This is a genomic window from Aerosakkonema funiforme FACHB-1375 (genome assembly GCF_014696265.1).
Classification (GTDB): Bacteria; Cyanobacteriota; Cyanobacteriia; order Cyanobacteriales; family Aerosakkonemataceae; genus Aerosakkonema; species Aerosakkonema funiforme_A.
In genome coordinates this window covers 70,520-96,947 of sequence record NZ_JACJPW010000016.1, presented here as the reverse complement: position 1 = coordinate 96,947, position 26,428 = coordinate 70,520, and the positions used below count along the sequence as shown (strand labels likewise).

At 44.0% G+C, this 26,428-nt stretch carries 25 protein-coding genes and 1 pseudogene; 17 read left to right on the top strand and 9 right to left on the bottom strand.

Annotated features, from left to right (window positions below; translation table 11 throughout):
• Window positions 1-196: 196 nt before the first annotated feature.
• Entirely contained in the window at window positions 197-484 is a 288-nt protein-coding gene (locus tag H6G03_RS08665) for a hypothetical protein (RefSeq protein ID WP_199315207.1), read from the top strand.
• Window positions 485-528: 44 nt separating this feature from the next.
• On the opposite strand, the gene H6G03_RS08660 is transcribed toward H6G03_RS08665, so the two are convergent.
• Window positions 529-1,128 carry a class I SAM-dependent methyltransferase gene (locus H6G03_RS08660; protein ID WP_190463915.1) on the bottom strand — a complete coding sequence of 200 codons (600 nt, stop codon included), beginning with the start codon at window positions 1,126-1,128 and terminating at the stop codon, window positions 529-531.
• Between the two features lie 5 nt (window positions 1,129-1,133).
• Window positions 1,134-1,901: a class I SAM-dependent methyltransferase gene (locus tag H6G03_RS08655; protein ID WP_190463914.1), complete on the bottom strand. Its 768-nt coding sequence runs from the start codon at window positions 1,899-1,901 to the stop codon at window positions 1,134-1,136.
• 113 nt (window positions 1,902-2,014) lie between these two features.
• On the opposite strand from H6G03_RS08655, the gene H6G03_RS08650 reads away from it, so the two are divergent.
• The 3 genes from H6G03_RS08650 (at window position 2,015) to H6G03_RS08640 (ending at window position 3,886) form a co-directional block, all read left to right on the top strand.
• A complete protein-coding gene (locus H6G03_RS08650; RefSeq protein WP_190463913.1) occupies window positions 2,015-2,782 on the top strand; it encodes a pentapeptide repeat-containing protein in 768 nt (255 codons plus the stop codon).
• A 62-nt stretch (window positions 2,783-2,844) separates the two neighbouring features.
• Window positions 2,845-3,621 carry an MBL fold metallo-hydrolase gene (locus tag H6G03_RS08645; protein WP_190463922.1) on the top strand — a complete coding sequence of 259 codons (777 nt, stop codon included), beginning with the start codon at window positions 2,845-2,847 and terminating at the stop codon, window positions 3,619-3,621.
• A gap of 25 nt (window positions 3,622-3,646) precedes the next feature.
• The gene (locus H6G03_RS08640) at window positions 3,647-3,886 is read left to right on the top strand and encodes a hypothetical protein (protein WP_190463912.1); all 240 of its coding nucleotides are present in this window, start codon (window positions 3,647-3,649) and stop codon (window positions 3,884-3,886) included.
• 442 nt (window positions 3,887-4,328) lie between these two features.
• Here H6G03_RS08640 and H6G03_RS08635 read toward each other — a convergent pair whose 3' ends face one another.
• Window positions 4,329-4,523 carry a hypothetical protein gene (locus H6G03_RS08635; RefSeq protein WP_190463911.1) on the bottom strand — a complete coding sequence of 65 codons (195 nt, stop codon included), beginning with the start codon at window positions 4,521-4,523 and terminating at the stop codon, window positions 4,329-4,331.
• Window positions 4,524-4,570: 47 nt separating this feature from the next.
• Between H6G03_RS08635 and H6G03_RS08630 the strand changes: the two genes are divergently transcribed.
• On the top strand, window positions 4,571-5,185 hold the full coding sequence (locus H6G03_RS08630; RefSeq protein ID WP_190463910.1) for a hypothetical protein: 615 nt from the start codon (window positions 4,571-4,573) through the stop codon (window positions 5,183-5,185).
• 139 nt (window positions 5,186-5,324) lie between these two features.
• On the opposite strand, the gene H6G03_RS08625 is transcribed toward H6G03_RS08630, so the two are convergent.
• Together H6G03_RS08625 and H6G03_RS38745 are read right to left on the bottom strand one after the other, a co-directional pair.
• On the bottom strand, window positions 5,325-6,737 hold the full coding sequence (locus tag H6G03_RS08625) for a hypothetical protein (protein ID WP_190463909.1): 1,413 nt from the start codon (window positions 6,735-6,737) through the stop codon (window positions 5,325-5,327).
• A gap of 657 nt (window positions 6,738-7,394) precedes the next feature.
• On the bottom strand, window positions 7,395-7,526 hold the full coding sequence (locus H6G03_RS38745; protein WP_255512200.1) for a hypothetical protein: 132 nt from the start codon (window positions 7,524-7,526) through the stop codon (window positions 7,395-7,397).
• Here H6G03_RS38745 and H6G03_RS08620 point away from each other — a divergent pair.
• The 3 genes from H6G03_RS08620 to H6G03_RS08610 all read left to right on the top strand — a co-directional run bounded on the left by H6G03_RS08620 (window position 7,525) and on the right by H6G03_RS08610 (window position 11,610).
• The gene (locus H6G03_RS08620) at window positions 7,525-9,849 is read left to right on the top strand and encodes a sensor histidine kinase (protein WP_190463908.1); all 2,325 of its coding nucleotides are present in this window, start codon (window positions 7,525-7,527) and stop codon (window positions 9,847-9,849) included. The genes H6G03_RS38745 and H6G03_RS08620 overlap by 2 nt on opposite strands.
• Entirely contained in the window at window positions 9,794-10,240 is a 447-nt protein-coding gene (locus H6G03_RS08615; RefSeq protein WP_190463907.1) for a response regulator, read from the top strand. The genes H6G03_RS08620 and H6G03_RS08615 overlap by 56 nt, the downstream gene beginning before the upstream one ends.
• Window positions 10,241-10,404: 164 nt before the next feature.
• Window positions 10,405-11,610 (top strand): hybrid sensor histidine kinase/response regulator, encoded by a 1,206-nt coding sequence (locus tag H6G03_RS08610; protein WP_190463906.1) that lies wholly within the window; start codon window positions 10,405-10,407, stop codon window positions 11,608-11,610.
• Between the two features lie 89 nt (window positions 11,611-11,699).
• On the opposite strand, the gene H6G03_RS08605 is transcribed toward H6G03_RS08610, so the two are convergent.
• The 4 genes from H6G03_RS08605 to H6G03_RS08590 all read right to left on the bottom strand — a co-directional run bounded on the left by H6G03_RS08605 (window position 11,700) and on the right by H6G03_RS08590 (window position 17,519).
• Window positions 11,700-12,563, bottom strand: a complete 864-nt coding sequence (locus tag H6G03_RS08605) for a nuclease A inhibitor family protein (protein ID WP_190463905.1) — start codon at window positions 12,561-12,563, stop codon at window positions 11,700-11,702.
• Between the two features lie 89 nt (window positions 12,564-12,652).
• The gene (gene clpB, locus H6G03_RS08600; RefSeq protein WP_190463904.1) at window positions 12,653-15,271 is read right to left on the bottom strand and encodes an ATP-dependent chaperone ClpB; all 2,619 of its coding nucleotides are present in this window, start codon (window positions 15,269-15,271) and stop codon (window positions 12,653-12,655) included.
• Window positions 15,272-15,477: 206 nt separating this feature from the next.
• A complete protein-coding gene (locus tag H6G03_RS08595) occupies window positions 15,478-17,169 on the bottom strand; it encodes a sensor histidine kinase (RefSeq protein ID WP_190463903.1) in 1,692 nt (563 codons plus the stop codon).
• Window positions 17,170-17,312: 143 nt separating this feature from the next.
• On the bottom strand, window positions 17,313-17,519 hold the full coding sequence (locus H6G03_RS08590) for a hypothetical protein (protein ID WP_190463902.1): 207 nt from the start codon (window positions 17,517-17,519) through the stop codon (window positions 17,313-17,315).
• A gap of 97 nt (window positions 17,520-17,616) precedes the next feature.
• Here H6G03_RS08590 and H6G03_RS08585 point away from each other — a divergent pair, with 97 nt between their 5' ends.
• From H6G03_RS08585 to H6G03_RS08545, 9 genes and pseudogenes are all read left to right on the top strand, one after another.
• On the top strand, window positions 17,617-19,476 hold the full coding sequence (locus H6G03_RS08585; RefSeq protein ID WP_255512202.1) for a serine/threonine-protein kinase: 1,860 nt from the start codon (window positions 17,617-17,619) through the stop codon (window positions 19,474-19,476).
• A gap of 46 nt (window positions 19,477-19,522) precedes the next feature.
• Entirely contained in the window at window positions 19,523-20,518 is a 996-nt protein-coding gene (locus H6G03_RS08580; protein WP_190463900.1) for an ATP-binding protein, read from the top strand.
• 550 nt (window positions 20,519-21,068) lie between these two features.
• On the top strand, window positions 21,069-21,935 hold the full coding sequence (gene bchL / locus H6G03_RS08575; RefSeq protein ID WP_190463899.1) for a ferredoxin:protochlorophyllide reductase (ATP-dependent) iron-sulfur ATP-binding protein: 867 nt from the start codon (window positions 21,069-21,071) through the stop codon (window positions 21,933-21,935).
• 33 nt (window positions 21,936-21,968) lie between these two features.
• Window positions 21,969-22,847, top strand: coding sequence for a DUF5331 domain-containing protein (locus H6G03_RS08570; protein ID WP_190463898.1), 879 nt, complete (start codon window positions 21,969-21,971; stop codon window positions 22,845-22,847).
• A 149-nt stretch (window positions 22,848-22,996) separates the two neighbouring features.
• Complete coding sequence (locus H6G03_RS08565; RefSeq protein ID WP_190463897.1) at window positions 22,997-24,397, top strand: ferredoxin:protochlorophyllide reductase (ATP-dependent) subunit N; 1,401 nt, start codon at window positions 22,997-22,999, stop codon at window positions 24,395-24,397.
• Window positions 24,398-24,615: 218 nt separating this feature from the next.
• Window positions 24,616-24,768 (top strand): annotated as a pseudogene (locus H6G03_RS39455) (helix-turn-helix domain-containing protein); the annotation flags it as partial.
• A 184-nt stretch (window positions 24,769-24,952) separates the two neighbouring features.
• A complete protein-coding gene (locus tag H6G03_RS08555; protein ID WP_190463896.1) occupies window positions 24,953-25,183 on the top strand; it encodes a hypothetical protein in 231 nt (76 codons plus the stop codon).
• Between the two features lie 160 nt (window positions 25,184-25,343).
• A complete protein-coding gene (locus H6G03_RS08550) occupies window positions 25,344-25,652 on the top strand; it encodes an SH3 domain-containing protein (RefSeq protein ID WP_199315206.1) in 309 nt (102 codons plus the stop codon).
• 112 nt (window positions 25,653-25,764) lie between these two features.
• Window positions 25,765-26,397 carry a retropepsin-like domain-containing protein gene (locus tag H6G03_RS08545; RefSeq protein WP_190463895.1) on the top strand — a complete coding sequence of 211 codons (633 nt, stop codon included), beginning with the start codon at window positions 25,765-25,767 and terminating at the stop codon, window positions 26,395-26,397.
• The last annotated feature ends 31 nt before the right edge of the window (window positions 26,398-26,428 follow it).

The window sequence follows — 26,428 nt, the reverse complement described above, 5'->3', positions numbered from 1 at the left end:
CCACTCCCCCGCTCCCCCACTCCCCCACTGCTATAAGTGACTCCGCTCACAGTCCTGAGTTAGTTGCAGTCACGAGAAATTCAAATCTCAGCTCACGCGATTTTGTTTTAATTATCACTTTTACTAAAGAGTTCAGTCACCACTTTGTACAGTATTTTCACTGAAGATGGAAATGTAGAGAGTTAAAGATATTTAAATGATGATGCTAGTGAGCGAACCCGAATGTGCAGAAACATCCAACTTTTCCGAGCGCGGGCCTCAGCAAATTCCCGCACAATATAAAGGCTGGCGATTAAGTACCAAAACTATGAACGGAAAGTTATGGTTGCGTTGGCAACATCCAGATGAAAGCTTTGCTCGCTACGGCTGTACCATCGACCCAAAAGATATTCTCTCAACAATTGCTCATGTCAGATTCAGTATTGACTTGGCGATCGAACTTGAAGAAGAAGCTGCAAAACAAGCGCGACGATACCAGGGGTAATAACTTCCGCCCAAGTTTTTCGACTTAGGCGGCAAGAACAGATTTTACGATTTTTGCAAAATGCAGAACAGTGCTAGTGGAAATGGCACTAAAGTACCGTGATATACAGTTTCTTGAATATCGCAAATATTAAATTTGTTGTTGAATATCTGCTGAATTTCTTCTGGTGTAAATCGATAAGGCCCTGCGTCGCGTGGTTCTTTGTGGCTAAAGCATTTCAGGAACAGGTAGCCATTGGGATTTATCAACTTATCTACAGCGCGAACGTAATCTTGTCTGAGATCGGCAGTAAATACATGGAAACAGCCGCGATCGAATACAAAATCGAATTGTTCGTCAAGCTTGCTGTTGAGAATATCATCCTGTTTCCAGATAATATTTAAACCTTCTTCCTTGGCTTTTTCTTCCGCTTTCTGCACAGCAGTAGGAGAAAGGTCGCTCCCCGTTACTTTAAAGCCGCGTTGAGCCAATGCGATCGCCTGCGTTCCTGGCCCAGTACCGAGATCCAATACCGTTCCTGCTTGTAAGTTCAGCTTGGTTAAAGCTTGTTCGAGATCCGGATCGAGATCTGCATTAAACCAAGGCATTGTTTCCACTGGCTTTTCTTGATACAACTGTTCCCAATTCGGAAGTTCCCTGACCATATCGCTTAAACTCCTACTTTTTTAAACACGATTATATGTTGCTGCGGCAAAAGTTTTTTTGTTTCTACCCATTGCAGACCAACAACTGACATTTCTTTGCGAACTTGGTTCTGCGTCATTTTGTGCAGGCGTTTAATCGCCACAAAAGGGTTTTCACCTCGGTATTCCACGAGAATTACCCGCCCATTTGGTTTGATAGCTCTTACTACTTTTTCCATAACTTCTTTAGGATAGCTGAACTCGTGATAAGCATCCACCATTAGCGCTATGTCAATACTTTCCTCCGTCAGATTGGGGTCGGTAACGCTGGCCAAAACCGGCTCGACATTACTAACACCTTTCTCTTTGTTCAAAAAGTTAATAATGTCAAGCATCTCTGGTTGGATATCCACAGCCAAAACTTTACCTTTTGGCACCAAAGGACTAATCCGAAAGCTGAAATAACCAGTCCCGGCTCCAATATCTGCTACGATATCAGTTGGTTTCAAGTCGAGAGCTTGTAGTAACAAAGAAGGTCGCTCTTCTATTTCGCGGCTCGATCGCTCCAGCCACCCCGCCCCCAGGTGTCCCATCACTTGCGCTATTTCTCTGCCCATATAAAATTTCCCAATCCCGTCTGGGCTGTGGACAGCTTTTTCTTGATAAACGCTGCTGGAGTCCGCGACAGTACTGGTTTCTACGGTTTGACAGGCAGTTAAAATCAGCCCCCAGAAGAGGATAACGATAATTGCGGTGGCTCGCTGAAGAAATTTCGGATAATTTTTTGTACCCATCTTTGCGCTGAAGTAGCATATTAAAATAAATGTTATACGCCGAGCGGTCAGAAAGTGAAGTTATTGCTAGTATTTAATCTATTACTAATGGCTGATGACACCTAATAAATTTTATGAGCGACTTAGATAAATATTACAGAATTCTAGGAATCGAACCGGGCGCAACACCTGAAGAAGTTAATCAGGCTTACAAAGATCTGGCATTTATTTGGCATCCAGACCGCATTCCTAAAGATAATACCCGACTTCAAGAAAAAGCGCAACAAAAGCTCAAAGAAATCAATGAAGCTCGCGATCGTCTGCGATCGTTACCGCCAGAGCGTGCAACTGCACCCAAACAAAAGCCGACAACATCTTATTATCACCATCCCACCCAAAAACACAATTCCGCTCATCACCATCCCACCCAAAAACACAATTCCGCTCATCACCATCCCACCCAAAAGCAAAGTTCCGATTATCACCATCAAACCGAAAAACCGAGTTCGGATTATCGCCATCAAACGCAAAAAGAAAATTCCGACTTGAGCGGCAAAGATTTGAGTCGAGCCAACTTAAGCGAGAAAGATTTCTCCGGCAGAAACTTAAGTTACGCCAACTTAACTGATGCAAATCTCAAAGATGCTTTCCTGCACAGAGTTAATTTGATGGGAGCTAACTTATACAAAGCGAATTTGTTTAGAGCTAACTTATTGCAGGCAAATCTCCGGGAAGCGAATTTGCGGGAAGCCAATTTAATTGGAGCCGACCTGAGTGGAGCCGACTTGAGGGGAGCCGACTTGAGGGGAGCGAACATTGGATCGGGCGATCGCATTTTAGTAAAACTGGTGGGAGCTAACCTCGCCGGGACAATTATGCCTGACGGCACAATTCATGACTGATCGATGTTAATATTTCGTAATAATAGCATAAAATAAACACAAAAGACATTTTCATGAGTGCTATGTACCTGACCTGGTTTGACAGCAATTCCTGGTTAATTGAAATCGGTGGGAAACGAATTCTCCTCGACCCTTGGCTAGTTGGTTCGTTGGTTTTCGGTAAGATCGACTGGCTGTTCAAAGGGTTGAAACAGACGCAAAGGCCAATTCCAGAGAAGATTGACCTGATTTTGCTATCTCAGGGTTTGGAAGATCACGCACACCCAGAGACGCTCAAGCAGCTCGATCGCACAATTCCGGTTGTCGGTTCTCCGAATGCGGCTAAAGTAGCGCGGCAGTTGGGTTACACCCAGGTAACGGCACTTTCTCACGAGGAAACATTTGCGATCGACAAAAGCATCGAAATCAAAGCAACTCCCGGCTCTCCCATTGGCCCCACTTTGACAGAAAACGGTTATCTTCTCAAAGAGTTAGAAACTGGTTTTACTCTCTATTACGAACCTCACGGTTATCATCCCCCATCGCTAAAAGAAGCAGCACCTGTTGATGTGGTAATTACCCCTATAATTGACTTGGCGCTGCCCTTAGTTGGGCCGATAATTAAAGGCACTAAAAGCGCTTTGTCGGTAGCGAAGTTATTGCAACCGCAAGTAATGTTGCCAACAGCTGCTGGCGGCGATGTGGTGTTTGAGGGATTGCTGATGTTTTTGCTTAAAGCTGTAGGAAGTGCAGATGAATTTCGCTCGCAGTTGGCAGAAAACAATCTTTCAACACAGGTAATCGAAGCCAAACCGGGCGAGCGATTTGAGTTGCCATTAAAGCAGCGAGCATTAGTGTAGAGACGATTTTATACAGGAATAAAAAATGCGTTGTGCGATTTCCAGCCGTGCCGGTCAAGTTTTAGCGAGAGGCAATTTAGCAATTCAAAAAGATGAGGATGGCGAACTGAGGCTAGTCTTGCGAACTGATGCAGGAACGTTAATTCAAGGTGGAACTATCCCTGCTGATGGAGATTTAACTTCAGCCAGTCAAGTTCTATTTCGCCAGTTGTTTGAAACTTGGGGAATGAGCGATGTGACAATTACGGCTAAATCGAAGATGTGAAGCCAAACCAATTCCGTATTGCAGAAAGTAAAAAGCCCGGTGGCACTACCGGGCGGCACGAGTATTTCAGGAGGAACGCGAACAAACTTTTTGGCTATTGATAGCGCCAGTTGATAGCGCGGTGTTTCAGTATAATTTTTTAGTAGTTTTACGATTCTATGCGTAACTGTGAGTGCGATAAATTAATTTTATAACCTCTCGCTTTCATCACCGTTACATTTTTATAATCGGTTATTATGCTGAGTTTGAGTGTGATAAAAGTACTAAAAAATGTTGATAACGATCGTTGAATTGTGTGATTAAACAGTAAATTTATTGTGACTCGATCGCTTTTAACCCTGTGATAGGTATTGGCTGGATTTTGCGATCGGCGTCACAGCCAAAGCGGTTCGAGAAACCCGGTTTTTCTCAAAAACCGGGTTTCTGGCCCAGAGCGGGCCATTTATTGATTGATTCCCAATGTGATGCGAACAGTGCCGATCGCAGATTCGGGAGGTAGCCAGGTGGTGAGCGATCGCGTAACCCCTTCCCGCTGTGCGCTCGCATTGTACTGCAAATGCCACAGAAGTAAAAGCCATATCCCAAACTCAAAAAAATTATGAAAATTATTAAAGCCAAAGCCACAACGTTTCAACAATTTTAATTTCTTATTAAGATGGAGATGGATAATTCACTACTTAGATTATGACTATTTACCGTTCTGTTTTATTAGTCAACATTTTATCTCTGCTGTTCGTTGCCGCTTTGGTTGTATATGCAAAATTCTTTGGCGCATCAATAGGAGGTTTATTCCTGCCTCCCTTCACTTTTCGAGAACCAGAGTTGGCTTTATTAACGCGGACTTTCCAACTATTGTGCGCTGTGCCAACGATAGTTTGTGCTTTTACTTTTGCATTGATACAAAGAATAGAACCACGCGGTAAAAATAACTTGTTTATTTTAGTTTCTGCGCTTGTGACAGGAGGATTCCTCATCAACGAAATCTTCCGAATTCACATTTATCTTCTAGTATTTGCTCGTATTCCCAAGTTAGTAACTAGCCTGGTATACGCCCTTGTTGCAGCAACATACGCGGTTGCATTTAGGCACAGGATAAAAACTACACCCTACTTTCTGTTGGTAACTGGTATGGGATTATTAGCGATCGGCATTATGTTTGATTCGCTCAAGTTGCACGGTGATGGAATTCCCGGTTTGCTTGAGGGTATCCCCAAGTTGTTCAGCGAAATTAATATTGCACTTTATTTTTGGTTTGTTTGTTTTGGGGAAATCTTACGGTCTAGAGCATTGTTAAAATAATACCAAAAACAGGTTTTTTTGTCTTAAGATCCCAAAATATTGTTGCTACCACCCAAGAGAAACCCGGTTTCTTTAGGGTGGTGTAGCTTTTTTCCTCTCCTCTTCCCTCACCCCCAGTCCCTATCCCCTAATCCCTAACTTACTGCCGCACAAGCTGACGCAGTTGTTCGGATTCTGATAAGATTTTTTCAACTCCGCCTTCGGCAATACCTTTGACGTAGTTGATTTTGATTTCTTCCAACATATCCACAAGTAAGGATTGAATAACGGTTTGGTGCTGCTTTTTCTTTAACTCCAACTCTAAACCTTTTTGAAAGTTTTGCACCAGACGGGATGTTAATTCTGCCACTACGGGGTCTTCGATTGTTGCGGTCAGGGTTTTATAAGCTGTGCCAGATAAATCTTTGGCTAAATTATCGGTAAGCTGGTTGCCTAAATTATGCAAACCGGGCACATTTTGAAGTTGTTTGTAAACAGGAGATTGATTGAGGGCGCTGGCAATGATATGACTGACTAAAGCTTCTATGTCGGGTTGTACTTGCGGTATGACATCGTAGATGCTAAGTTGAATGATGCGAGAGGCGATCGCGATCGCTTCATTGGTATTATTGATGTCAATGTAGGGGCGGCGATTTTCTGGATGAAACAACCATCGCGTCACATCACCCCGCTGAATTGACTCTTGAACTTGACCGATCATCCGCACTCCTACCACTTCGGTGATTTCTTCTGCAAAATTAGCGACAAAATCGTGGTTAATTTGTTGGCGGATAGGTTCGAGATCGATCAAATCAGCTTGATGGAGGCGAAGCGTTACTGGAACCACTCGCAACCACCTCCCAAAAGGTAGCAGTAAAGGAAGGTCGTACCAACGTCGCAGCATTGCTTGTAACCAATTTAATTGGGGATTGGCGCGACTGAGAGAGAAAGTACGAACCAGAAAATCTAAGCAAAATAGGATAACAAAAGGTAAGTCAATCAGCCAGAAATTATCCACAAATTTACCGTTTGTGTCAATATGGCGATAGTAGTTACTTTCGATCGACGGTCGAATGTGTCTGTTAAAGAAATTCAGTTCTTTCCGCCAATTTGCTTCTGTGAGATAAGACAAACTCCAAAATTGATTAAAAGCTTCGCGGGCGGATTCCATGCCAATGCGATCGCGCATTTGGTTTTTAATTTTTTCTAAATTGCCGCTTTTATTTGCCAGCGCAAATGGATTTTCCGCTATCATTTGGTTACTCAGGCTTCGCAATTCAGATAGTAAGATTTCTAATTCTGGCGATTCCAATCCTATTTGACTTATTTCCGCTTCCAATTGATTAACTTTGTCGAGATATTTTTGAGTTTCTCGATGAGGTTCAATACCTTTAAACGGATCGTACAACTGAGTTACTTTTGGTAAATATTGTAAGTATAAGTCTCGCCAAGGTATGTAACTCAAGTTAAAGAATACTAAACCTAAGTTAATTAAGGCAATTATTGCTATTAATTGGGATAACCAACGATGGCGACGTACAGGGGGTTTGTTGCTCGTTAGATTTAATGCCATAAGAGAGTACAGCTAATCTCCGATTGAAATAGTATGGAATTTTTAGGTAAAACTTGCAATCTATATTAACCGATTTCGCTAATTTTACTTCCCTATAATTGTAAGTTGCTTTGAGGAATTGCGAAACCCAATCAAGGCTGACTGCGCGTTGGGTTATGTTAGCTCAAGCTGTGAATCTTTTGGCGGAAACCCAGTAATTGTAGAGTTTGCCTTAGTATAACGCGCTTATGCAGCCAAGGTTTGGCTGAATTTTTTAATTAAAAATTATAAATAAAAAGTTAAAATTTGTTGAGATCTTATACATTTTTACAAGCCCAGGTATTTTAGCCTAATTAAATATTAATATTTGCCGACGCTACCCTCTGGTTTAGTCTGCCGAAGAAGACTAAACCAGAGGCGTAAACCCTAGATGTAAGACTTTCAGAAGCTTTTTTATCTGGAAGAATATTTTAGAACGGTACAATTATTTACATTTCTTATAATAACATTTGACCATTGTTTATTTATCGCCATCAGGAAATCGTGCTAGGGTAGTTTCTATAAGGAATATTTTCTTAGCTTAGGCTATCAGCGGCAACTATAAAAGCCCCGATCGTTGAACCCAAGTCAACGAAAACCAAGTGATAGCGCTTGAGATATTAGATGTGAAAAGGATTGTCAATCGCACAATCTTGCCAAAGCAAGTCCCGATCGCACTTGGACTACCTTTAGGCTCTTGCTAAGATACAAATGCGATCGTTCTGTAGCATTGTACTGTTGATAACCCCGCACAAAAGGGGAGGTCGTCATGGTAATGGATTTCCAGACCCAAAATATTAATTTGACCAAATCAGAATTGACAAGCTTAAAAGAAGCACCGATTCATCTTGCAGGTCAAATTCAACCACATGGAGTAATTTTTGTACTAGAAGCTCCGGAATTAACAATATTACAAGTTAGCAGCAATACATATACTGCCCTTGGTATTAGTCCCGAAAACCTTCTAGGAAAACCAATCGAAGAAATTATCGATCCATTTCAAATGGAGAAAATTAGAGCGGGAGTATTAAACGAATCTCTCGACTTCATCAATCCGACAAGGATTTGGATGAGGAAACAAGGAGATGATTACGCAGTATTCGATGCCTCATTACACCGAAATTCAGACAGATTTTTAATTCTTGAATTAGAACCTGCCATATCGTCAGAAAATATCCCATTTTTAAGTTTTTATCATCTAGCTAGAGCATCGATTAACCAGCTAGAAAAAACAGCTTCTTTGCGTGATTTTTGCGAGATTATCGTTCAAGAGGTGCGAAAAGTCACCGGGTTTGACCGGGTAATGCTGTATAAATTTGACGAAGATGGACATGGAGCTGTAGTTGCTGAAGAAAAACTAGAAACTATGGAACCATACCTGGGTCTTCATTACCCAGAGTCAGATATTCCCAAACCTGCCAGAAAATTATTCGCCTCCAATTCGATCAGATTAATACCGGATACCAAAGCGGAACCCGTAAAAATTGTTCCTGCTATGAATCCAGTTAGCGAACATCCCGTCGATTTAACTTTGTCGATTCTCCGAAGTGCCTCTCCCTGTCACATAGAGTACTTGCACAATATGGGGGTGGGTGCTTCTCTGACTATTTCTTTGGTTAAAGATCGAAAACTTTGGGGTTTAATTGCTTGTCATCATAAGTCGCCCAAATATGTCTCTTACGAGTTACGAAAAGCCTGCGAATTCTTGGGGCAAGTGATATTTGCAGAAATTTCGGCAAGAGAAGAAACAGAGGATTACGATTATCGCATGAGATTGACATATATCCAATCAAGTTTGGTGGATTATATGTCTCAAGAAGAAAACTTTATTGATGGTTTAGTAAAACACGAACCGAATCTCTTGGATTTGACTGGCTCTCAAGGAGCAGCCGTATGTTTGGGTGGAAATTGGACAACGATCGGCGAAACTCCGAGAGAAGAAGACCTGAATTTGTTAATGCAATGGCTAAAGAATAACATCGGCGATGAAGAAGTCTTTTCCACAGATTCCCTGCCGCGAATTTATCCAGATGCAGAAAGATTCAAAAACGTTGCCAGCGGTTTGCTAGCTATTCCCATTTCTAAGAGAAATTACGTTTTTTGGTTCCGATCGGAAGTGATTCAAACCGTAAATTGGGGTGGCGATCCCAATAAGGCGTATGAAGTCAGCCACTCAAACGGCAATCTCCGCCTGTGTCCTCGGAAGTCATTTGAACTGTGGAAACAAACAGTTCGCCTCACGTCTTTACCTTGGCAACAGGTGGAAATTAAAGCAGCGCTAGAACTGAGAAAGGCAATCATCAATATTGTGCTGCGTCAAGCAGATGAACTGGCGCAATTAGCTCACGATCTGGAACGTTCTAACGCGGAACTGAAAAAGTTTGCTTACGTTGCTTCCCACGACTTGCAAGAGCCTTTAAATCAGGTAGCAAATTACGTGCAACTTTTGGAGATGCGGTATGAAGAAGAACTAGACGAAGATGCCAAAGAGTTTATTACCTTCGCTGTCGAAGGAGTCAGCTTGATGCAAACTTTGATCGATGACGTGCTGGCATATTCTAAAGTAGATATGCAGGGCATCGAGTTTGAATTGACTGAGGTGGAAAAAGCTTTAGATCGTGCCTTAAGCAATTTGCGGAAACGCATTACAGAAAGCAAAGCCACAATTACCCACGATGCTTTGCCGACAGTGATGGCTGACGGTACTCAGCTGATGCAGTTGTTTCAAAATTTGATCGGCAATGCGATCAAATTCCGCAGCGACAAACCGCCAGAAATTCATATAGGAACTCAGCGCTTGGAGGATGGGTGGCTATTTTCGGTGCGGGATAATGGTATCGGGATCGATCCGCAGTTTAGCGATCGCATTTTCACGATCTTTCAGCGCCTGCACACGCGGGACGAATATCCCGGTACGGGTATGGGTTTGGCCATTTGTAAGAAAATTATCGAGTGCCACCGAGGCCGCATCTGGGTAGAGTCGCAGCTGGGTCAAGGCGCGACGTTCTACTTTACGATTCCATTAGGGGGACGCGATCGTGAGCGTAGAAACGGAAGAAAAACACAAAACCATCTTTTTGGTAGAGGACAATAAAGCTGACATCCGCTTAATTCAAGAAGCGTTGAAAAAAAGCTCGGTGCCTCATCAAGTTGTGGCAGTTAGAGATGGCATGGATGCGATGGCTTATTTGCGCCAGCAGGGCGAGTATGCCCATGCACCTCGCCCAGATATTATCCTGCTAGATTTGAACTTGCCCAAAAAAGATGGTCGAGAGGTACTGGCCGAAATTAAAGCCGATCCCAACCTCAAACGCATTCCCGTAGTAGTGCTGACCACTTCCAAAAACGAGGATGACATTTTTCACAGCTACGACTTGCACGTAAATTGCTATATCACTAAATCACGCAACCTCAGCCAACTTTTTGAAATTGTCAAAGGTATTGAAGAGTTTTGGCTGAAAACAGTTACCCTACCATCGGAATGAGCGAGATTTCAAGGAGGAAGGAGAAAGGATGAAGTCAGAACCGATTTACCCATCTAAAATGAAAGTCGAAATCTTTCTATCTTTACTGGTAAAATCATTCATCCCTCATCCTTCATCCCTCATTCTTCTCATATGAGGAGCAGAGGGGGAGAAACTACAAAATTATGTCTGCAAGCTCAGTAAAAATATTATTGATTGAGGATAATTTGGCAGAAGCCAGACTGTTGCAAGAGTTTCTGAAGCAGGCCAAGTTCAAACATTTTAGTTTAGTTCATGTCAAGCGATTGAGGGAAGCACTCCATCGCCTTGCTGAAGATTACTTTGATGTAATTTTGTTAGATCTGACGCTCCCAGACAGCCAGGGTCTGGGATCGATCGCGCCTTTGAACAAGCTCGCCCCCAGCTTACCAATTGTCGTGCTGACAAATATGAATGATGATGAACTGGCAATTGAGGCGGTGCGACAGGGGGCACAAGATTATTTAGTCAAGCGCCAGGTAAATGGAGAATTGCTGGCGCGTTCTCTATGCTATGCGATCGAGCGCAAGCAGGCTTCCGAATCCTTACGAAAAGTAAATGAAACGTTAGAAATGCGAGTTCGAGAAAGAACTGCCGAACTCCTTAAAGCCAACGAAATCAACCAGATCAAATCTGAATTCGTCTCTATGATTTCTCACGACTTCCGCAATCCTCTCAATGCTATCCTCCTGGCGGCTGGATTGCTGGAAGACAAAGAGCATAGATTGAGCGAGGAGAAAAAACTTTCTCATTTCCAACTAATTCGATCGGCGATCAAGGACATGGCTCAGCTATTAGATGAAGTTTTACTCATAAGTAAAGCCGATGCTGGTAAACTGCGGTGGGACCCTATACCTTTGAATTTGGATGCTTTCTGCTACCAGATGGTGGAACAGCTACAACTCGTTGCCAACGAAAAGTATGAAATTATTTTCACAAGCCAAGGAGAATTTGACGATACACTTTGGGATGAAACCCTTCTGCGGCACATTTTAGCCAATTTGCTTGGCAATGCTATTAAATATTCACCAGGAGGAGGTACAATCAGGTTTGAATTGATCGCTGAGGAAAAAGCTGTTGTCTTCCGAATTGAAGATCGAGGAATTGGCATTCCCCCAGCAGATCTAGAAGAAATATTTCAGCCTTTCCATCGCGCCAGAAATGTGGGTAAAATTTCTGGCACCGGACTGGGATTAGCAATTGTTAAAAAGTGTGTAGAGGCACATGGCGGTGATATTTTTGTAGATAGCGAACTGGGAAAGGGTACGACTTTTACCGTTATTCTACCTTCGCTTTCTGAAGCAACACACTCCAGCAGCTATGCTGTTACCCAAGCAAGTGGTAGCCTGTGAACCAATCATTGCCAGCTTCACCTACTTAGCTTTCGAGTATAAACCTGCATTGAGAAATCGTTCTCACTTGTAAATTAAATTAGCTCAGCCTATGTCCAAACGGCTAGCGTTAAAGCTCCTAACCAATCACCAGTTCGACATTTGCCAATGATATATAGCCTATACAGAGAGCCATTACCAAATACGTAAATAAGTGGATTTTTTAAGTAAGAAGCTACAAATTTTTCAAACTCTCCGTATTGGTATGGGTTACCTGCCCCCTGTTCCACATCGAATATATTAAAATACCAAATTCCTAGCAAACCAGTAGCTCTTATAATAGCCTCTATTACCATATCGAATGTACTGGCAAATTGGCAAACAATTAATGATTTCAGGTCAAGCAAAATAGGATCGAGTTGTTCATTTAAAGCCAGCGCAGCTTGGCTCATGCGATAATCCTGCTTGGGTAAACGTTTTCCAAATCCAGCCCTATCGGAAGGCGGAAGCTGCTGAGAGAAAGCCACCCAATTGCCATCATTGGTTTGCCCAACTATAACGCTTGACAAGTTGTAGCGTCTGAATTGGTCGTTGCTAATTTCACCTCGTCGCTCGTCATAAGTTTCGATCTTATAAGAGCGCAAATTTACAAGTTTTGTTTGCAATGTCTCGAATAACAACTGATATTTGGATAGAGTCTCGGAAAACAAAACTCTATTTTGCTCCTGAGACAGTCGCCTTCGATTGAGAAATTTACCTTGCCAGCTTTGAATTAACTCATCAAGTTCGATTTCCACCATCAAGCCTGAAGTTTGCAATAGCTTTACAAAGCTGAACTCCCCTTGCTCAGATGTATCCCAAACAAGCGGGCGGAAAGGGTAATTTCCCTCACTACCAATGCCTCTTCCACCGGAGTTCAAATTCTTTACAATGTCTCCCAGCAATGCAAATAATTGCTCTGTTTCAGGGTGCATAAAACGGCTCTCCGGCTTGTATTAGGAAACCATACGGTCTTACTTGCAAATTACAAAAAAAAATCAGGTGGGCATTGCCCACCCTACATTTATTGAACTGTTAGTAATTCTTGCGGTAATCGCTTGAAGGCAAGTCGTTCGTTTTCCACATCCACAAAGATGGTATCGCCATCAGCGAATTCGCCGCGCAAAATTGCTTTGGCAATTTGAGTTTCTAATTCGCGTTGAATTGCTCTCTTTAACGGACGTGCGCCGTAAACTGGGTCGTATCCTACATCTGCTAAGAAGTCTAATCCAGCATCGGCAAGTTTGAGAGAAATTTTGCGATCGCTCAAACGTTGGCCCAATCTTTGGACTTGCAATTGCACAATCTGCCGCAATTCTTGTTTGTTCAAACTGTGGAAGATGATAATCTCATCAATGCGGTTGAGGAATTCCGGACGGAAGTTATTTCGCATCGCATCCATGACGCGACTCCGCATTTCTTCGTAGCGGGAATCATCGCTAGCAATATCTAAGATGTATTGCGAACCGATATTGCTGGTCATGATAATCACAGTATTCTTAAAGTCTACCGTGCGACCTTGGGAATCGGTAACGCGACCGTCATCGAGAATTTGCAGCAAAACGTTGAACACATCCGGGTGCGCTTTTTCGATTTCATCGAATAGGATAACCGCGTAAGGACGACGGCGAATCGACTCGGTTAATTGTCCGCCTTCTTCATAACCGACATATCCAGGAGGCGCACCGATCAAACGCGATACGGCGTGTTTCTCCATGTATTCGGACATATCAATTCGCACCAAAGCTTCTTCGGTGTCGAACAGATAAGCAGCTAAAGCTTTCGCTAATTCTGTTTTACCAACACCAGTGGGGCCAAGGAAAATAAAGCTAGCGGTGGGGCGATTTGGGTCGGCTAAACCGGCACGAGAACGCTGAATCGCATCAGCAACTGCGGTAACTGCTTCATCTTGTCCGATGACGCGCTTGTGCAATTCGTCTTCCAAGTTCAGCAGTTTTTGCATCTCGGATTCCACCAGTTTGGTGATGGGAATGCCAGTCCACTTGGAAATAACTTCGGCGATATCCGCTGGGGTTACTTCTTCCCGCAGTAAGGATTTGCCAGCTTTTTGTGTTTGCGCGAGTCGGGTTTCCGCTGTTTCTAATTGGCGCTGCAATTGAGTCATTTTCCCATATTTCAACTCAGCGGCGCGGTTGAGGTCGTAGTTGCGTTCTGCTTGTTGAATTTGGACGTTGACGCGATCGATCTCTTCTTTGATTGTTTGAATCTCGACAATGACATCTTTTTCAGATTGCCATTGAGCGTTGAGGGTGCTTTGTTCTTCTTTGAGATCGGCAAGTTCTTTTTCCAGTCTTTCCAATCTTTCTCTGGAAGCGACATCGCTTTCTTTTTGCAGCGATAACTTTTCCATTTCTAACTGGAGGATTTTGCGATCGATCTCATCGAGTTCTTCCGGTTTCGAGGTAATCTCCATTTTCAGACGCGCCGCCGCTTCGTCTACCAAGTCGATCGCTTTATCCGGTAAGAAGCGATCGCTAATATATCGCGATGACAAAGTTGCCGCCGCTACTAAAGAACTGTCGGAAATTTTTACCCCGTGGTGAACTTCGTACCTTTCCTTCAAACCGCGCAGAATCGAAATCGTATCTTCCACGGTGGGTTGATCCACATAAACTTGTTGGAAACGACGTTCTAAAGCCGCATCTTTTTCCAGATACTTGCGGTATTCATCCAAAGTTGTCGCACCAATACAGCGCAATTCACCTCTCGCCAACATCGGTTTGAGCAAGTTACCGGCATCCATCGCGCCTTGCGTCGCACCTGCGCCCACAACGGTGTGAATTTCATCTATAAATAGAATGATGTTGCCTTGAGAATCGGTAACTTCCTTGAGTACAGCTTTGAGGCGTTCTTCAAATTCACCTCGGAATTTGGCACCTGCAATCAGCGCACCCATATCGAGGGCAATTAATTTGCGATCTTTGAGAGATTGGGGTACATCGCCGCTGACAATGCGTTGCGCCAATCCTTCGACAATGGCTGTTTTACCTACACCAGGTTCCCCAATTAACACGGGGTTATTTTTGGTGCGACGAGACAGGATTTGAATTGTGCGACGAATTTCATCATCTCGCCCGATTACAGGGTCTAGTTTACCTTTGCGTGCGAGTTCGGTGAGGTCGCGACCGTATTTTTCGAGCGCTTGATATTTGCCTTCGGGATTTTGATCTGTCACTTTCTGGCTACCACGGACTTGCGCGATCGTATTTTTTAGTTTAGCTTCATCTAGTCTAAATTCTTGGCATAAGCCTTTGCCAAAGCGATCGTCTTGTGCAAACGCCAGCAGCAAGTGTTCGATCGAGACAAACTCGTCTTGGAACTCTTTGCGGTAAGCATCGGCTCTATCTAAAAGATGATCGACGCTGCGACCCCAGTACACCGAGCTGTTACCGGAAACTTTGGGATGACGCCGGATGAAGTCTTCGGTGTAATCGCGCACCCTTTGCACGTTAACCCCAAGTTTGTTCAGGATGCTGGCGGTTAACCCTTCTTGTTCCAGCAGCGCTTTCATCAGGTGTTCGGTTTCGATGTATTGCTGCTGGACTGCTTTGAGGATATCCGGGGTGCGAGCGATCGCTTCCCAGGCTTTTTCGGTAAATTGATTTGGATTATTGGGTTGCATCTTCGCTGTCCCCTCCGTTTATATACCTTTGTTTATCTAACTAAGGTTATTGTAAGAAAGAACTAGCGAGCTGCTGGATCGGTGTTTGCGTATTCCTGAAGGGGTATTTTCCTCCCTTTTTAGCCACATACAGGAAATCGACGGAAAGGCGGAGTCAATCCAGAATCCAAAATCCAAAATCCAAAATCCTTGCATCGGGTGACGCACTAAGCTCTCATCCAAGCGCTCTTGAGTAATGGACAAAAGCTTTGTTCGATCGGCAGAAAGATAGCCAGTTCGGTTCCTTTTCCAGGTTGGGAACAAACTTGTATTTTACCGCCATGCTTTTCAATGATTTTATAGCTAATCGCCAGCCCTAAACCAGTACCTTGACCTACTGGTTTAGTCGTAAAGAAAGGGTCAAATATCTTATTTTGAATTTCCAGCGGTATGCCACAGCCATTATCGGTAATTGATACCCGTATTTCCGACGACCATACTTTGTCGGTTTTAATTGTAATTTGTTTATTGGTTTGTTCCTCGCAGCTATGGAGCGCATCGATCGCATTATTAATAATATTGAAAAATACTTGGTTTAGCTGGGCTGGATAACATTCTATTGGCGGCAATTTGTCATAGTCCTTGTCTACTGCGATCTTACCCTTGAGCCGCTCATTTAAAATCATTAGAGTACTTTCAATCCCTTCGTGCAAGTCAACTTTTTTTAATTCTGATTCATCCAATCGCGAGAAGTTTCGCAGCGATAATACTAACTCTTGAATGCGCTCTGCACCAGCTTGCATAGAATTGAGTATTTTGGGCAAGTCTTGGGCAATGAATTCCAGATCGCTTGCCTCAAGTTGCTTTTTAATTTCAGCAGTCGGCTGAGGAAATTCTTGCTGATACAGTTCTAGTAAATCCAATAATTCTTGCGTGTAGTTGTCAAGATATGAAATATTACCGTAGATAAAGTTAACGGGATTGTTGATTTCGTGAGCAATTCCCGCTACCATCTGACCTAGACTGGACATTTTTTCTGTTTGAATTAGCTGAGCTTGCGCGTGTTTTAATTCTTCAGTGTAGACGGCAACTCTTTGAATTAGTTGGTTGAGCGAAGTTGCTAGCTGTCCGACTTCATCTTTTGCAGTTACAGGTGCGATCAGTTTAAAGTTACCTGTTTCGGTAACTCGGCGAGCAACGGCGGTGGTAAATTCTAGAGGACGCGCGATCGCCCAACTAATATAAATTGCTATAACCCCTGCAATAGCTGCTGATAATAGCAAACTACTGACAAGAATTATGTTACCTATATTTTCGGCTTGTTGATATTCGACAAACTCTTTTTCTTCTAGAGCGTATAATTTTTTATTGAGTGCAGATAATTCTTCAGCAAATTTATTAAACTGCTTGGCAATGTCGCTGTTTATAAATTTAATCATCGCCATCTGCATTTCTTCAGCTTGCTGCGGCTGCAAAGCATTTCGGTAAAATCTTGACGACAATTCCTCAAGTTGTTGATAGTATCTCTCTACTGTATAAGTATAATTTTGGATTAATTCTGTGATTTGTGCTTCCGACCCTATTTTTTGGATGCCTGTCAATGTATCACTGGAAATCCCTGGCAATATTTGATGTTTTCTAAAATTTAAATTGCCGAGTTTGGGCGGTGTATTTTCATAAACATTGACATATTTTTCTGGAAACGTTACCATAAATAACATCTGTTGCTGATAAGCTTTGGCCTGTAGCACCGCATCTTGTAAGTCTTTCAAGATATAGGTCTGTTGATGAACTTGCAATAATTGTTCCTTAGCTTGTGCTTGAAAATACTTTTCTATACAAAATCCCGCCGTGGTGCCTAAAAGCGCAATGCAAATGGCTAAAGCGTATCCACAACCAATTTTGTGCCTGATGCTCAAACGTCTGAACAACCCTCCTAATCTAATTTTAGGCAATCTAGGCCAGTAGCTTGCCAGCCCGGATAGGTCTATCCTTTGAGATGCGGGTGAGATTGAAAAGTGGAAGTGCATTGGCGGCCTGTGGAGCAATTGTTAAATATTCCTTAAGTATAAAGTATATTAGAATAATTATGATAATTAGCTTGCCCTTGAAGGCTTGGCAAGATCCGATCGCGATCGCAAAGAACGATCGTCCAAGGTAGGCTATGCTTCAGGGTAGGCCAAAGCGACGCGCAAACACACCCGGACAAGCGATCGGCAAAATTTCTGGCATTGCACCCATTTTGGATTAATATGACAACGTGGTGCATCGCCCTTGTTAATCTCCGGAATAAGACAAGGATTAAAATAAGCTTTCTTTTCGATCTCGAACTACCATAAATAGAATCAGGTGTATCCTTGCCAGGTATGAGCTATTGTCTCAATCCCAATTGCAAAAAGCCCCAGAACCCAGCTAGGGCAAAAGAGTGTTCCAGTTGCTCGTCAAATCTGGTGCTTCTAGACCGATACCGAGCCATCAGACCAATGGGTGAGGGAACTTTTGGCAGAAGCTTCTTAGCTGAAGATGCAGAACAAACAAACACGGCTTGCGTCATCAAACAATTTTTACCTTTGCCGCAAATTCAAGGGAATTCTGGGGCGATGGCGAAATTGACCCAGATGTTTGAGCAAGAAGCAAAGCAACTGGTGGATTTGGGAGAGCAGTATCCGCAAATTGCGACGCTATTGACCTACTTTGAGGAAGATAAGCGTTTGTATGTGGTGCGGCAATACATTGAAGGGATGAATTTGTTCCAGGATTTGCAAGAGCAAGGCGCTTATAACGAGCATCAGGTAAAGGAACTGCTCTACGATGTCCTGCCGGTGCTGCAATTGGTTCACAACCGACAAATAATACACCGGGAAATCAAACCGACAAATATTATCCGCAGAAATAGCGATCGCAAATTTGTCATCATCGATTTTGGCATCTCCAAACAACTGACAGAAACCAAACTGCAAAGAACAAGTGCCAGAATGGGCAACCAAGCACACATACCCCTGGAAATGCTGCGGGGTGGCAAAGTTTACCCAGCCAGTGACTTTTACAGTTTGGCAATCGTCTGCATTCAGTTGCTGACAGGGGCGCAGTTGGAAGACCTTTACAACCCGATGGAAGGTCGCTGGGTATGGCGAGAGTATTTCCGGGAGACAGGCAGGGATGTGAGCGACCAGCTGAGTTCAATTTTAGACAAAATGCTTAAAGATGCGATCGACGATCGCTATCAACTAGCATCGGAAATACTTAAAGATTTCTACGACTCCGCATCCAGAACGGTTATCCGCACCGCCACCGTCCCCCCACCACCCAGAGTTACACCGGAACTACAGCAAAAAACTTTGGGTTGGCGATGCGTCCAGACCCTCTCCAAGCACGCAGACACAGTTACTTGCGTAGCCTTTAATCGGGATGGTACAACTTTAGCTAGTGGCAGTGCCGATCGCAGCATTAATATTTGGGAATTGGAAACCGGCAAACTAATTCACAAACTCAACGGACACGCAGACACAGTTACTTGTGTAGTATTCAGTCCGGATGGCAAGATTTTAGCCAGCGGCAGCGCCGACAAAACTCTCAAAATTTGGCAAGCCGATACAGGAAAACTGATTTATTCGATCTCAGGTCACTCAGTCACTGTTTTTTCCGTTGCCTTTAGTCCCGACGGTCAGATGCTTGCCAGCGGTAGCGGTGACGGCACGATTAAGCTGTGGCATCCGGTGACAGGCAAAATGGTAGATGTTCTGACCGGACACTCGGACTTTGTGGAGTCTGTCGCCTTTAGCCGCGACGGTTCCTTATTGGCCAGCGGCAGTTGGGATAATACGATCAAAATTTGGAATATTGGCAGCAGAAAGTTACTGCATTCTCTCACGGGTCATTCCGGTTCCGTGTGGTCAATTGCCTTGAGTCCCGATGGCAAGACTTTCGCCAGCAACAGTGGCGACAACAGCATCAAAATTTGGCACATGGCGACGGGTCAATTAGTTCGCACCCTCACGACTAATTCCGGTTCCGCTTGGACAATTGCCTACAGTCCCGACGGACAAACTATCGCCAGCGATAGCGGCGACAACACGATCAAAATTTGGCATACCGCTAGCGGTCAGCTGCTTCGCACCTTGGGCGGACATTCAGACCAAGTTCGATCGCTTGCTTTTAGCCCTCAAGGTCGGACGATTGCTAGTGGCAGCGATGATATGACGGTCAAGATTTGGCGATATGAGTAAACCTCTTTCTCCCCGTCTACAGTGAATACGCTCTTGCGAACAACTCATGCCTGAAGACTTGAGAAACGAAGAAATAATCAAACAAATTCGTTACCGACCTGGTATGTACTTCGGAAGTGTGGGAGCGCGAGGAGTAGAGCAATTTGTTTATGAGCTTGTATCCAACGTCCTTGACTTCTACCTTGTAGATCGAGCAACCTTTGTGAATATAAAACTAGATGGAGCAACCATTTCAGTTGTGGATGATGGACCCGGACTTCCATTTGATGAACCTAGCGATCTAGAGGGTATTAGTCTTGCTACTAAGTTTCTAACTCATGTTCACCAGATACGTTCGCAGGATGAACACGCTCCCCATGTTCATATGACGACATTGGGACTGGGTATTGCTCCCTTGAATGTTGCTAGTGTTCGGCTAACGGTGCAAAGTTGGCGCTCTGGTATACTTTGGGAGCAACGCTTTGTCAGAGGAGTCGCACAGAGTTCTGTGACTGCTGTCGAACAGGGCAATGGTCGAGGAACAAGTATTGAAATAATTCCAGATCCTGAAATCTTTGGGCAAGCAAAACCTAGATTAGGTGTTGTTCGTAGAGCCTTATTTGAGGCAGCTCATCTATTTAGCGGGCTTAGGATTGGATTTGATGAAGAGAGATTTTATGCCCCCACAGGACTCCAGATGCTTGGATTTATGTTCCTCGATCCGCTCTCTTTATCTATTAATCCAAATACTTTGCCGTTTCATCTAACTTTGCGTTATCAGAACGTTTTCATTGAAACAGCAATTTTTGGAGAGAAGCGTGCCCCGACCCGAATTTTTTCATGGGTGAATGGAGCGAGAACACCCGATGGCGGAAGTCATGTTGAAGGTTTATTTCAAGTATTGAAAGAAGTCGGTTGGAAACCAGCACTGACGCTAATTCACGTTGTAATGTTTGAGCCAGAGCTTGCGGGACCTATGCGTACAAAGCTAGATGTACCGCATATTGGAGAGGTAATTCAGAATGCTTTGCGCGAACCCTTACATCAGTATCGAAGCGCCTAAGATACATAAGCAATAACTCCTCAGATCGTACCAATCCCGATCGACACGGGTATCAGTTCTAGTTTAGGTACTTGCTCTCGAAAAATTTAACTATTCTTTACATAAATCTCGACTGCCTTTGCAAACCCCGAATTGGCGGCTAGCTCAGGCCAAACTGAACCTAGTCGAACTCGCTTCGAGTTACCAGTGAGATCGGAGACTCTCAAAGGCATCTGTCACGAAGCGGCAGGCTTGTATCGAAGGGATAAACGAGCGATCGACTTTCTGAGATATTTTCTGCAAAAGCATTTCTACTTTTGTATTTTGTACCGCTTTTTATAAAAAAATAAATATAAATATATTTAAAATAGTTTAAATAGGCTTAGTTTAGAATGGATATGGCTTAAGCATATTTAAATAGCCTTATAAGCATCAATAGTTACTTTTAATACCGTAAGTATCTTGAGAAGCCCTTTATTTTCCTTGGAAGTTAGACAATAATGCTGAAAAAGACGTAGCGACAAATAAAACTCCGAGAGTTTAATAAGAAACGATTAAGGAGAACACAAGCGTGAAACTGGCAGTTTACGGAAAAGGCGGAATCGGTAAATCCACAACAAGCTGTAATATCTCTGTGGCGCTAGCCCGACGCGGTAAGAAAGTGCTGCAAATCGGTTGCGACCCCAAGCACGACAGCACCTTTACCCTCACAGGCTTCCTGATTCCCACAATTATCGATACCCTGCAATCAAAGGACTATCACTACGAAGACGTTTGGCCGGAAGATGTAATCTACAAAGGCTACGGCGGCGTTGACTGCGTAGAAGCTGGTGGCCCTCCTGCCGGTGCAGGTTGCGGTGGCTACGTGGTGGGCGAAACCGTCAAACTGCTCAAAGAACTCAACGCTTTTGACGAATACGATGTCATCCTATTTGACGTTCTCGGCGACGTTGTTTGCGGCGGCTTTGCAGCACCGCTCAACTATGCCGATTACTGCCTGATCGTGACCGATAACGGTTTCGACGCTTTATTCGCTGCTAACCGCATTGCCGCTTCCGTGCGCGAAAAAGCTCGCACTCACCAGCTGCGCCTCGCCGGTTTGATTGGCAACCGCACATCCAAGCGCGACTTAATCGACAAGTACGTCGAATCAGTAGCCATGCCGGTGCTAGAAGTGCTGCCGCTAATTGAAGACATCCGCGTTTCCCGCGTCAAGGGCAAAACTTTGTTTGAAATGGCGGAGACCGACCCCTCGCTGAACTACGTCTGCGATTACTACCTGAACATCGCGGATCAGATTTTGGCCCGTCCGGAAGGTGTGGTGCCCTCTGACGCACCCGATCGCGAATTGTTCTCCTTGCTGTCAGACTTTTATTTAAATCCGACAAAACCGACGATCAAGACAGAGGCAGAAGAACTAGACTTAATGATGGTTTGATCAGTCTAGTTTTCAGGATGGGGGAGAGAAACTGTGGCCTTTTTCGACGATTTCACATCAGCTCTGAAACAAAAATGGTTGCAATACTACCAAGTAAATCATTCGTGGCTGGCTCTGCAAATGGAGCTGGAGTCTGTCAAAACTCCAGATGGCGGTCGCCGACCGCCCTCTCACCTCATCCTGGGAATCCTAAATGCGCTTGAACCGAAGCTAGCGCAGTTGATGTTGCCCTTTGCCAAGCTCAATCCCAGTCCAGATGCGCTGATAGACGTTTTGGAGTTAAATTTCGACCCAGAAGTAGCGCTAGGAAACAAGCCAGCGATTAAAGAGCCTTCAGCTCCACCAAGCGAGGTAACTTCCTCGACACCGGCGATCGAAACAGCTTTCGATCGCGACGAATTGGAGGAAGACGAGGACTCATTAGTAGCACCGGCTGTGATTGTCAGCACGACGACGATTGAAACTGTTGATACGGTTGAGCTGAGCGAAGATGCGATCGACGAGTTGGACGAGGATGTGTCGGTAGTCTCCCTAGACGACGATCGAGATGTGGGGAGCTTAGCTGACATAGAACTCGACGATCTGGCCGAAACCCCGTCTGAGGAAGACAGCGACGAAGATGTCGAAGGCTTTGGCGATTTAGAATCGCTGGATGAGTTTGTCGAAACTTCATCAGACGAGTCCGGTGAAGAGTCAGACGAGGATTTTGGTGCGGCGCTGGATGCCTGGGGTGAGGAAACGGCAGACGAGTTAGAAACAGACCTGAGCGACATGACGCTGGATGAGTTTGGGGATACGTCCACGAAAGAGTTAGATGACGAAGACCTGGATGCGTTTAGCGACATCAACTTCGATCCGTTTTCCGACCCGAAGGCCAAAAAAGATGATGACGACGATGAGTGGAGCAAGTAATTGAGGCTTTGCACACAAAGCTAGATTTTGCCAGACTTTCGATCGCATTAAATTCACATACGTTATTTCTGAGGGCGGGCATTTTGCCCGCTCTATAGGAAACTTGCTTTCATTTTTAGCTTTATAGCACTAGCACGAGAGAGGATTTTATGACTGTTGCAGAACCGCAAGCGCTCAATTTTGAGTGCGAAACTGGCAATTACCATACTTTTTGCCCGATTAGCTGTGTAGCGTGGCTTTACCAAAAGATTGAAGATAGCTTCTTTTTAGTAATTGGCACTAAAACTTGCGGCTACTTCCTCCAAAATGCGATGGGGGTAATGATTTTTGCCGAACCCCGCTACGCGATGGCAGAGTTGGAAGAAGGGGATATCTCGGCGCAGCTGAATGATTATGAGGAACTCAAGCGGCTGTGTTCGCAGATTAAGCGCGATCGCAACCCCAGCGTCATCGTTTGGATCGGCACCTGCACCACCGAAATCATCAAAATGGATTTGGAAGGTTTGGCACCCAAGCTAGAAGCCGAACTGGGTATCCCCATTGTAGTGGCTCGCGCTAACGGTTTGGACTACGCCTTCACTCAAGGGGAAGATACCGTACTGGCGGCGATGGCAGCGCGTTGTCCGGAAAAGGCTCCCGTGATGGAATCTGAGAAGGAAGAACGGAATGCGATCGCTAAACTGCTCAACTTCGGTCGCAAGAAAGAAGAAGTACAAGCAGAAGAGTCGGAATATGTCAACCACCCGCCGTTAGTTCTTTTCGGTTCCCTGCCCGACCCCGTTGTCACCCAACTGACTTTGGAACTGAAGAAACAAGGCATTAAAGTATCCGGTTGGTTGCCGGCGAAGCGCTTCACAGAACTGCCGGTCATCGAAGAAGGGTATTATGTGGCTGGTGTCAATCCTTTCCTCAGCCGCACCGCTACAGCGCTGATGCGTCGCCGCAAGTGCAAATTGATTGGCGCACCGTTCCCGATCGGCCCAGATGGCACCCGCGCTTGGATTGAAAAGATTTGCTCGGTGTTTGGAATTGAGCCGAAGGGATTGGAAGAACGGGAAAAACAAATTTGGGAAAGTCTGGAAGATTACATTAAGTTAATTCGCGGCAAATCTGTGTTCTTCATGGGCGATAATTTGTTGGAAATCTCTCTAGCACGTTTCCTGATTCGCTGCGGTATGACTTGTCCGGAAATCGGCATTCCTTATATGGATAAGCGCTATCAAGCCGCTGAGTTGCTATTGCTGGAGAAGACTTGCCAAGAAATGGGCGTACCGATGCCTCGCATTGTCGAAAAACCGGATAATTACAATCAAATTCAGCGGATTTACGATCTGAAGACTGATTTGGTGATTACTGGTATGGCTCATGCTAACCCGTTGGAAGCGCGGGGTATCAATACCAAATGGTCGGTTGAGTTTACTTTTGCTCAAATTCACGGCTTTACCAACGCACGCGACATCCTGGAACTGGTAACTCGTCCGCTGCGCCGTAACAACAGCCTGAAAGATTTGGGTTGGGATAAGTTGGTGAAGGAAGAAGCAAAGGTTTAAGTTTCCCTGTTGTAAGTGACTCCGAGTAGATATGAGTAAGGGCGATCGGTTAAACTCGATCGTCTTTTTTTTATTAAGTTGTCAAGGTGAAAAGCCAAACGCACTAAAATAGTGAAATAGCGTTCCGTTCTACTTAATCCATGAGAGAAATAGTATTCTACCGCACAGATTCGGATCGCTGTCCCGTGGAAGAATTCCTAGATTAAGCGAGAAAAGAAGCGGGAATAACGCATGAAGAATTAGCACGGCAATTAAATTTGAATAAATCGACTATTTCTAGAATAGAGAATCATGCAGAAGATGTTGGTATCTATACTTTGGAAAGATATGCGAATGCTTTAGGTAAAAAACTGATTATAGAAATTGCATAGGCTGTTAGAGTTCTTAGGGTTTTGCCAAATCTGCATGATATCGGCATCTCGCCGCTTGGACGCTCGCTCGCTCGCTGTTCGCGAAGCCGATCGATCTATCGAATCGTTTGTTTCCCGCTCGGCAATTCCCAACTTACCAACTTAGCGATTAGAATTAAAGCTAAAACGAGTTGAGGCCAAAACTATGATGAAAGTAAAATTGTCCTTGGTCGCGATCGCATCCAGTGCTGCGATCGCCAGCGGCATTTTGTTGAGTTCTGTTAATTCTGCTGAAGCTTGTTCGTTTTATAAGCAAAAATACCAGGCAAAGAGTTGGTTAAATACGCCGTGGGCATTTGTAATCACTTTACCTGGAATCGCGTTGGCAACGGCTCTTTACATGGGCGGTCGCTCTTACCAAAATGAGCCGCAGTGAAGGCGCTTAAGTGTAATTTAAGCGCCAATTTTCAAGTTTACCCAAAATATGTTTAGGGGCGATTCCTTTGGCATCGCTCCTATTCTTTATAAAAGAATACGGCTGATGTTATGCTTTTCGGAAGAAAAATTTTAACCATGAGGAAAAAGAAGGAGAAACAATGATGAAAAGACTGCCATGTTATTTATTAGCTATTGCTCTATTAGTTCCTGTTACTATAGGAGAGTGGGCTGTTCAAGCAGAAAGCGTCTGTCAAGTGACAGATCCTACAGGGACTCCACTTAATGTTCGGGATCGCCCTAACGGTCGAATAATTAATACTCTAAGAAATGGCCGAGAAGTATATATCCAAGAGATATCTTATGATAATAAAGGCCGCCCTTGGGCTAAAATAGGTGGTTATTATAATGGTCAATATCGAGTTTGGGGTTGGGTGATTAGAGAATTTATTAGCTGCTACAACCGCTAATTAACGAAGTTAAGAGAAGCCAAAAAGCTTCGGGAATTAATAGCTAAATATCAAGCCTGAATTCCTTAATTAATAACGACGATGTTCCTATCCCTTGTTCAATTATAAATTTATGAGCAAAACACCTTCTCCCGAAGAAAGCCGCGAAATGCTGAAGTGGTTGAACCGCAATCGCTGGATGTTGTTAGATCGGTATAAAAATCAATATGTTGCTTATAATGCCGAGCGTTTGATTGCTCATAGCGAAAATTTGCAGGAAGTTTTAGAATTAGCTGAAGCTTCTGGAGAAGTATTTGCGATTTACTTAGTTCCTCCCTATGTTGCTTCTATCCAAATATTACCAATTCGCTTTCGAGCAGTTACTCGTCATAATTGGTTGCCAGATTATCACGTAAAACTGAAGCATAGAAATCAAGAAATTACAACAACAATGTTAGTAGATTCGGGTGCTGAAGTAAGTTTGATTTCGTTCAAGGTAGGGGAAGATTTAGGATTAAGGTTAGCTGATGCCGAATCAAAATTATTAGCAGAAACAATAGCAGGTAGTGTAGAATATGTTACGCGAGATGTGCAAATGACAATTGAAGGGCACAGTTTTATTGCTCCCGTAGCATGGTTACAAAGTCATACTGGAGGAGAGCAATTACTTTTGGGCAGGGAAATTGTGTTTGATAAGTTTAATATTGAGTTTAGGCAGGCGGATGAGCAGATTATTTTTACATGGAGGGAAAAGAAGGAATCATAAATTAGTGATATTTGGGATTATTTAGGCGATC

What these genes read in the sequence shown, in the direction of transcription:
- H6G03_RS08640 (WP_190463912.1), top strand. Translation starts at nt 3,647, where the DNA reads ATGCGTTGTGCGATTTCCAGCCGTGCCGGTCAAGTTTTAGCGAGAGGC.
- H6G03_RS08650 (WP_190463913.1), top strand. Translation starts at nt 2,015, where the DNA reads ATGAGCGACTTAGATAAATATTACAGAATTCTAGGAATCGAACCGGGC.
- H6G03_RS08610 (WP_190463906.1), top strand. Translation starts at nt 10,405, where the DNA reads ATGTCTGCAAGCTCAGTAAAAATATTATTGATTGAGGATAATTTGGCA.
- H6G03_RS08655 (WP_190463914.1), bottom strand. Translation starts at nt 1,901, where the DNA reads ATGGGTACAAAAAATTATCCGAAATTTCTTCAGCGAGCCACCGCAATT.
- H6G03_RS08625 (WP_190463909.1), bottom strand. Translation starts at nt 6,737, where the DNA reads ATGGCATTAAATCTAACGAGCAACAAACCCCCTGTACGTCGCCATCGT.
- H6G03_RS38745 (WP_255512200.1), bottom strand. Translation starts at nt 7,526, where the DNA reads ATGACGACCTCCCCTTTTGTGCGGGGTTATCAACAGTACAATGCTACA.
- H6G03_RS08605 (WP_190463905.1), bottom strand. Translation starts at nt 12,563, where the DNA reads ATGCACCCTGAAACAGAGCAATTATTTGCATTGCTGGGAGACATTGTA.
- H6G03_RS08590 (WP_190463902.1), bottom strand. Translation starts at nt 17,519, where the DNA reads ATGCACCACGTTGTCATATTAATCCAAAATGGGTGCAATGCCAGAAAT.
- H6G03_RS08645 (WP_190463922.1), top strand. Translation starts at nt 2,845, where the DNA reads ATGTACCTGACCTGGTTTGACAGCAATTCCTGGTTAATTGAAATCGGT.
- H6G03_RS08550 (WP_199315206.1), top strand. Translation starts at nt 25,344, where the DNA reads ATGATGAAAAGACTGCCATGTTATTTATTAGCTATTGCTCTATTAGTT.
- H6G03_RS08620 (WP_190463908.1), top strand. Translation starts at nt 7,525, where the DNA reads ATGGTAATGGATTTCCAGACCCAAAATATTAATTTGACCAAATCAGAA.
- H6G03_RS08565 (WP_190463897.1), top strand. Translation starts at nt 22,997, where the DNA reads ATGACTGTTGCAGAACCGCAAGCGCTCAATTTTGAGTGCGAAACTGGC.
- H6G03_RS08545 (WP_190463895.1), top strand. Translation starts at nt 25,765, where the DNA reads ATGAGCAAAACACCTTCTCCCGAAGAAAGCCGCGAAATGCTGAAGTGG.
- H6G03_RS08665 (WP_199315207.1), top strand. Translation starts at nt 197, where the DNA reads ATGATGATGCTAGTGAGCGAACCCGAATGTGCAGAAACATCCAACTTT.
- H6G03_RS08580 (WP_190463900.1), top strand. Translation starts at nt 19,523, where the DNA reads ATGCCTGAAGACTTGAGAAACGAAGAAATAATCAAACAAATTCGTTAC.
- H6G03_RS08555 (WP_190463896.1), top strand. Translation starts at nt 24,953, where the DNA reads ATGATGAAAGTAAAATTGTCCTTGGTCGCGATCGCATCCAGTGCTGCG.
- clpB (WP_190463904.1), bottom strand. Translation starts at nt 15,271, where the DNA reads ATGCAACCCAATAATCCAAATCAATTTACCGAAAAAGCCTGGGAAGCG.
- H6G03_RS08585 (WP_255512202.1), top strand. Translation starts at nt 17,617, where the DNA reads ATGAGCTATTGTCTCAATCCCAATTGCAAAAAGCCCCAGAACCCAGCT.
- H6G03_RS08660 (WP_190463915.1), bottom strand. Translation starts at nt 1,128, where the DNA reads ATGGTCAGGGAACTTCCGAATTGGGAACAGTTGTATCAAGAAAAGCCA.
- H6G03_RS08630 (WP_190463910.1), top strand. Translation starts at nt 4,571, where the DNA reads ATGACTATTTACCGTTCTGTTTTATTAGTCAACATTTTATCTCTGCTG.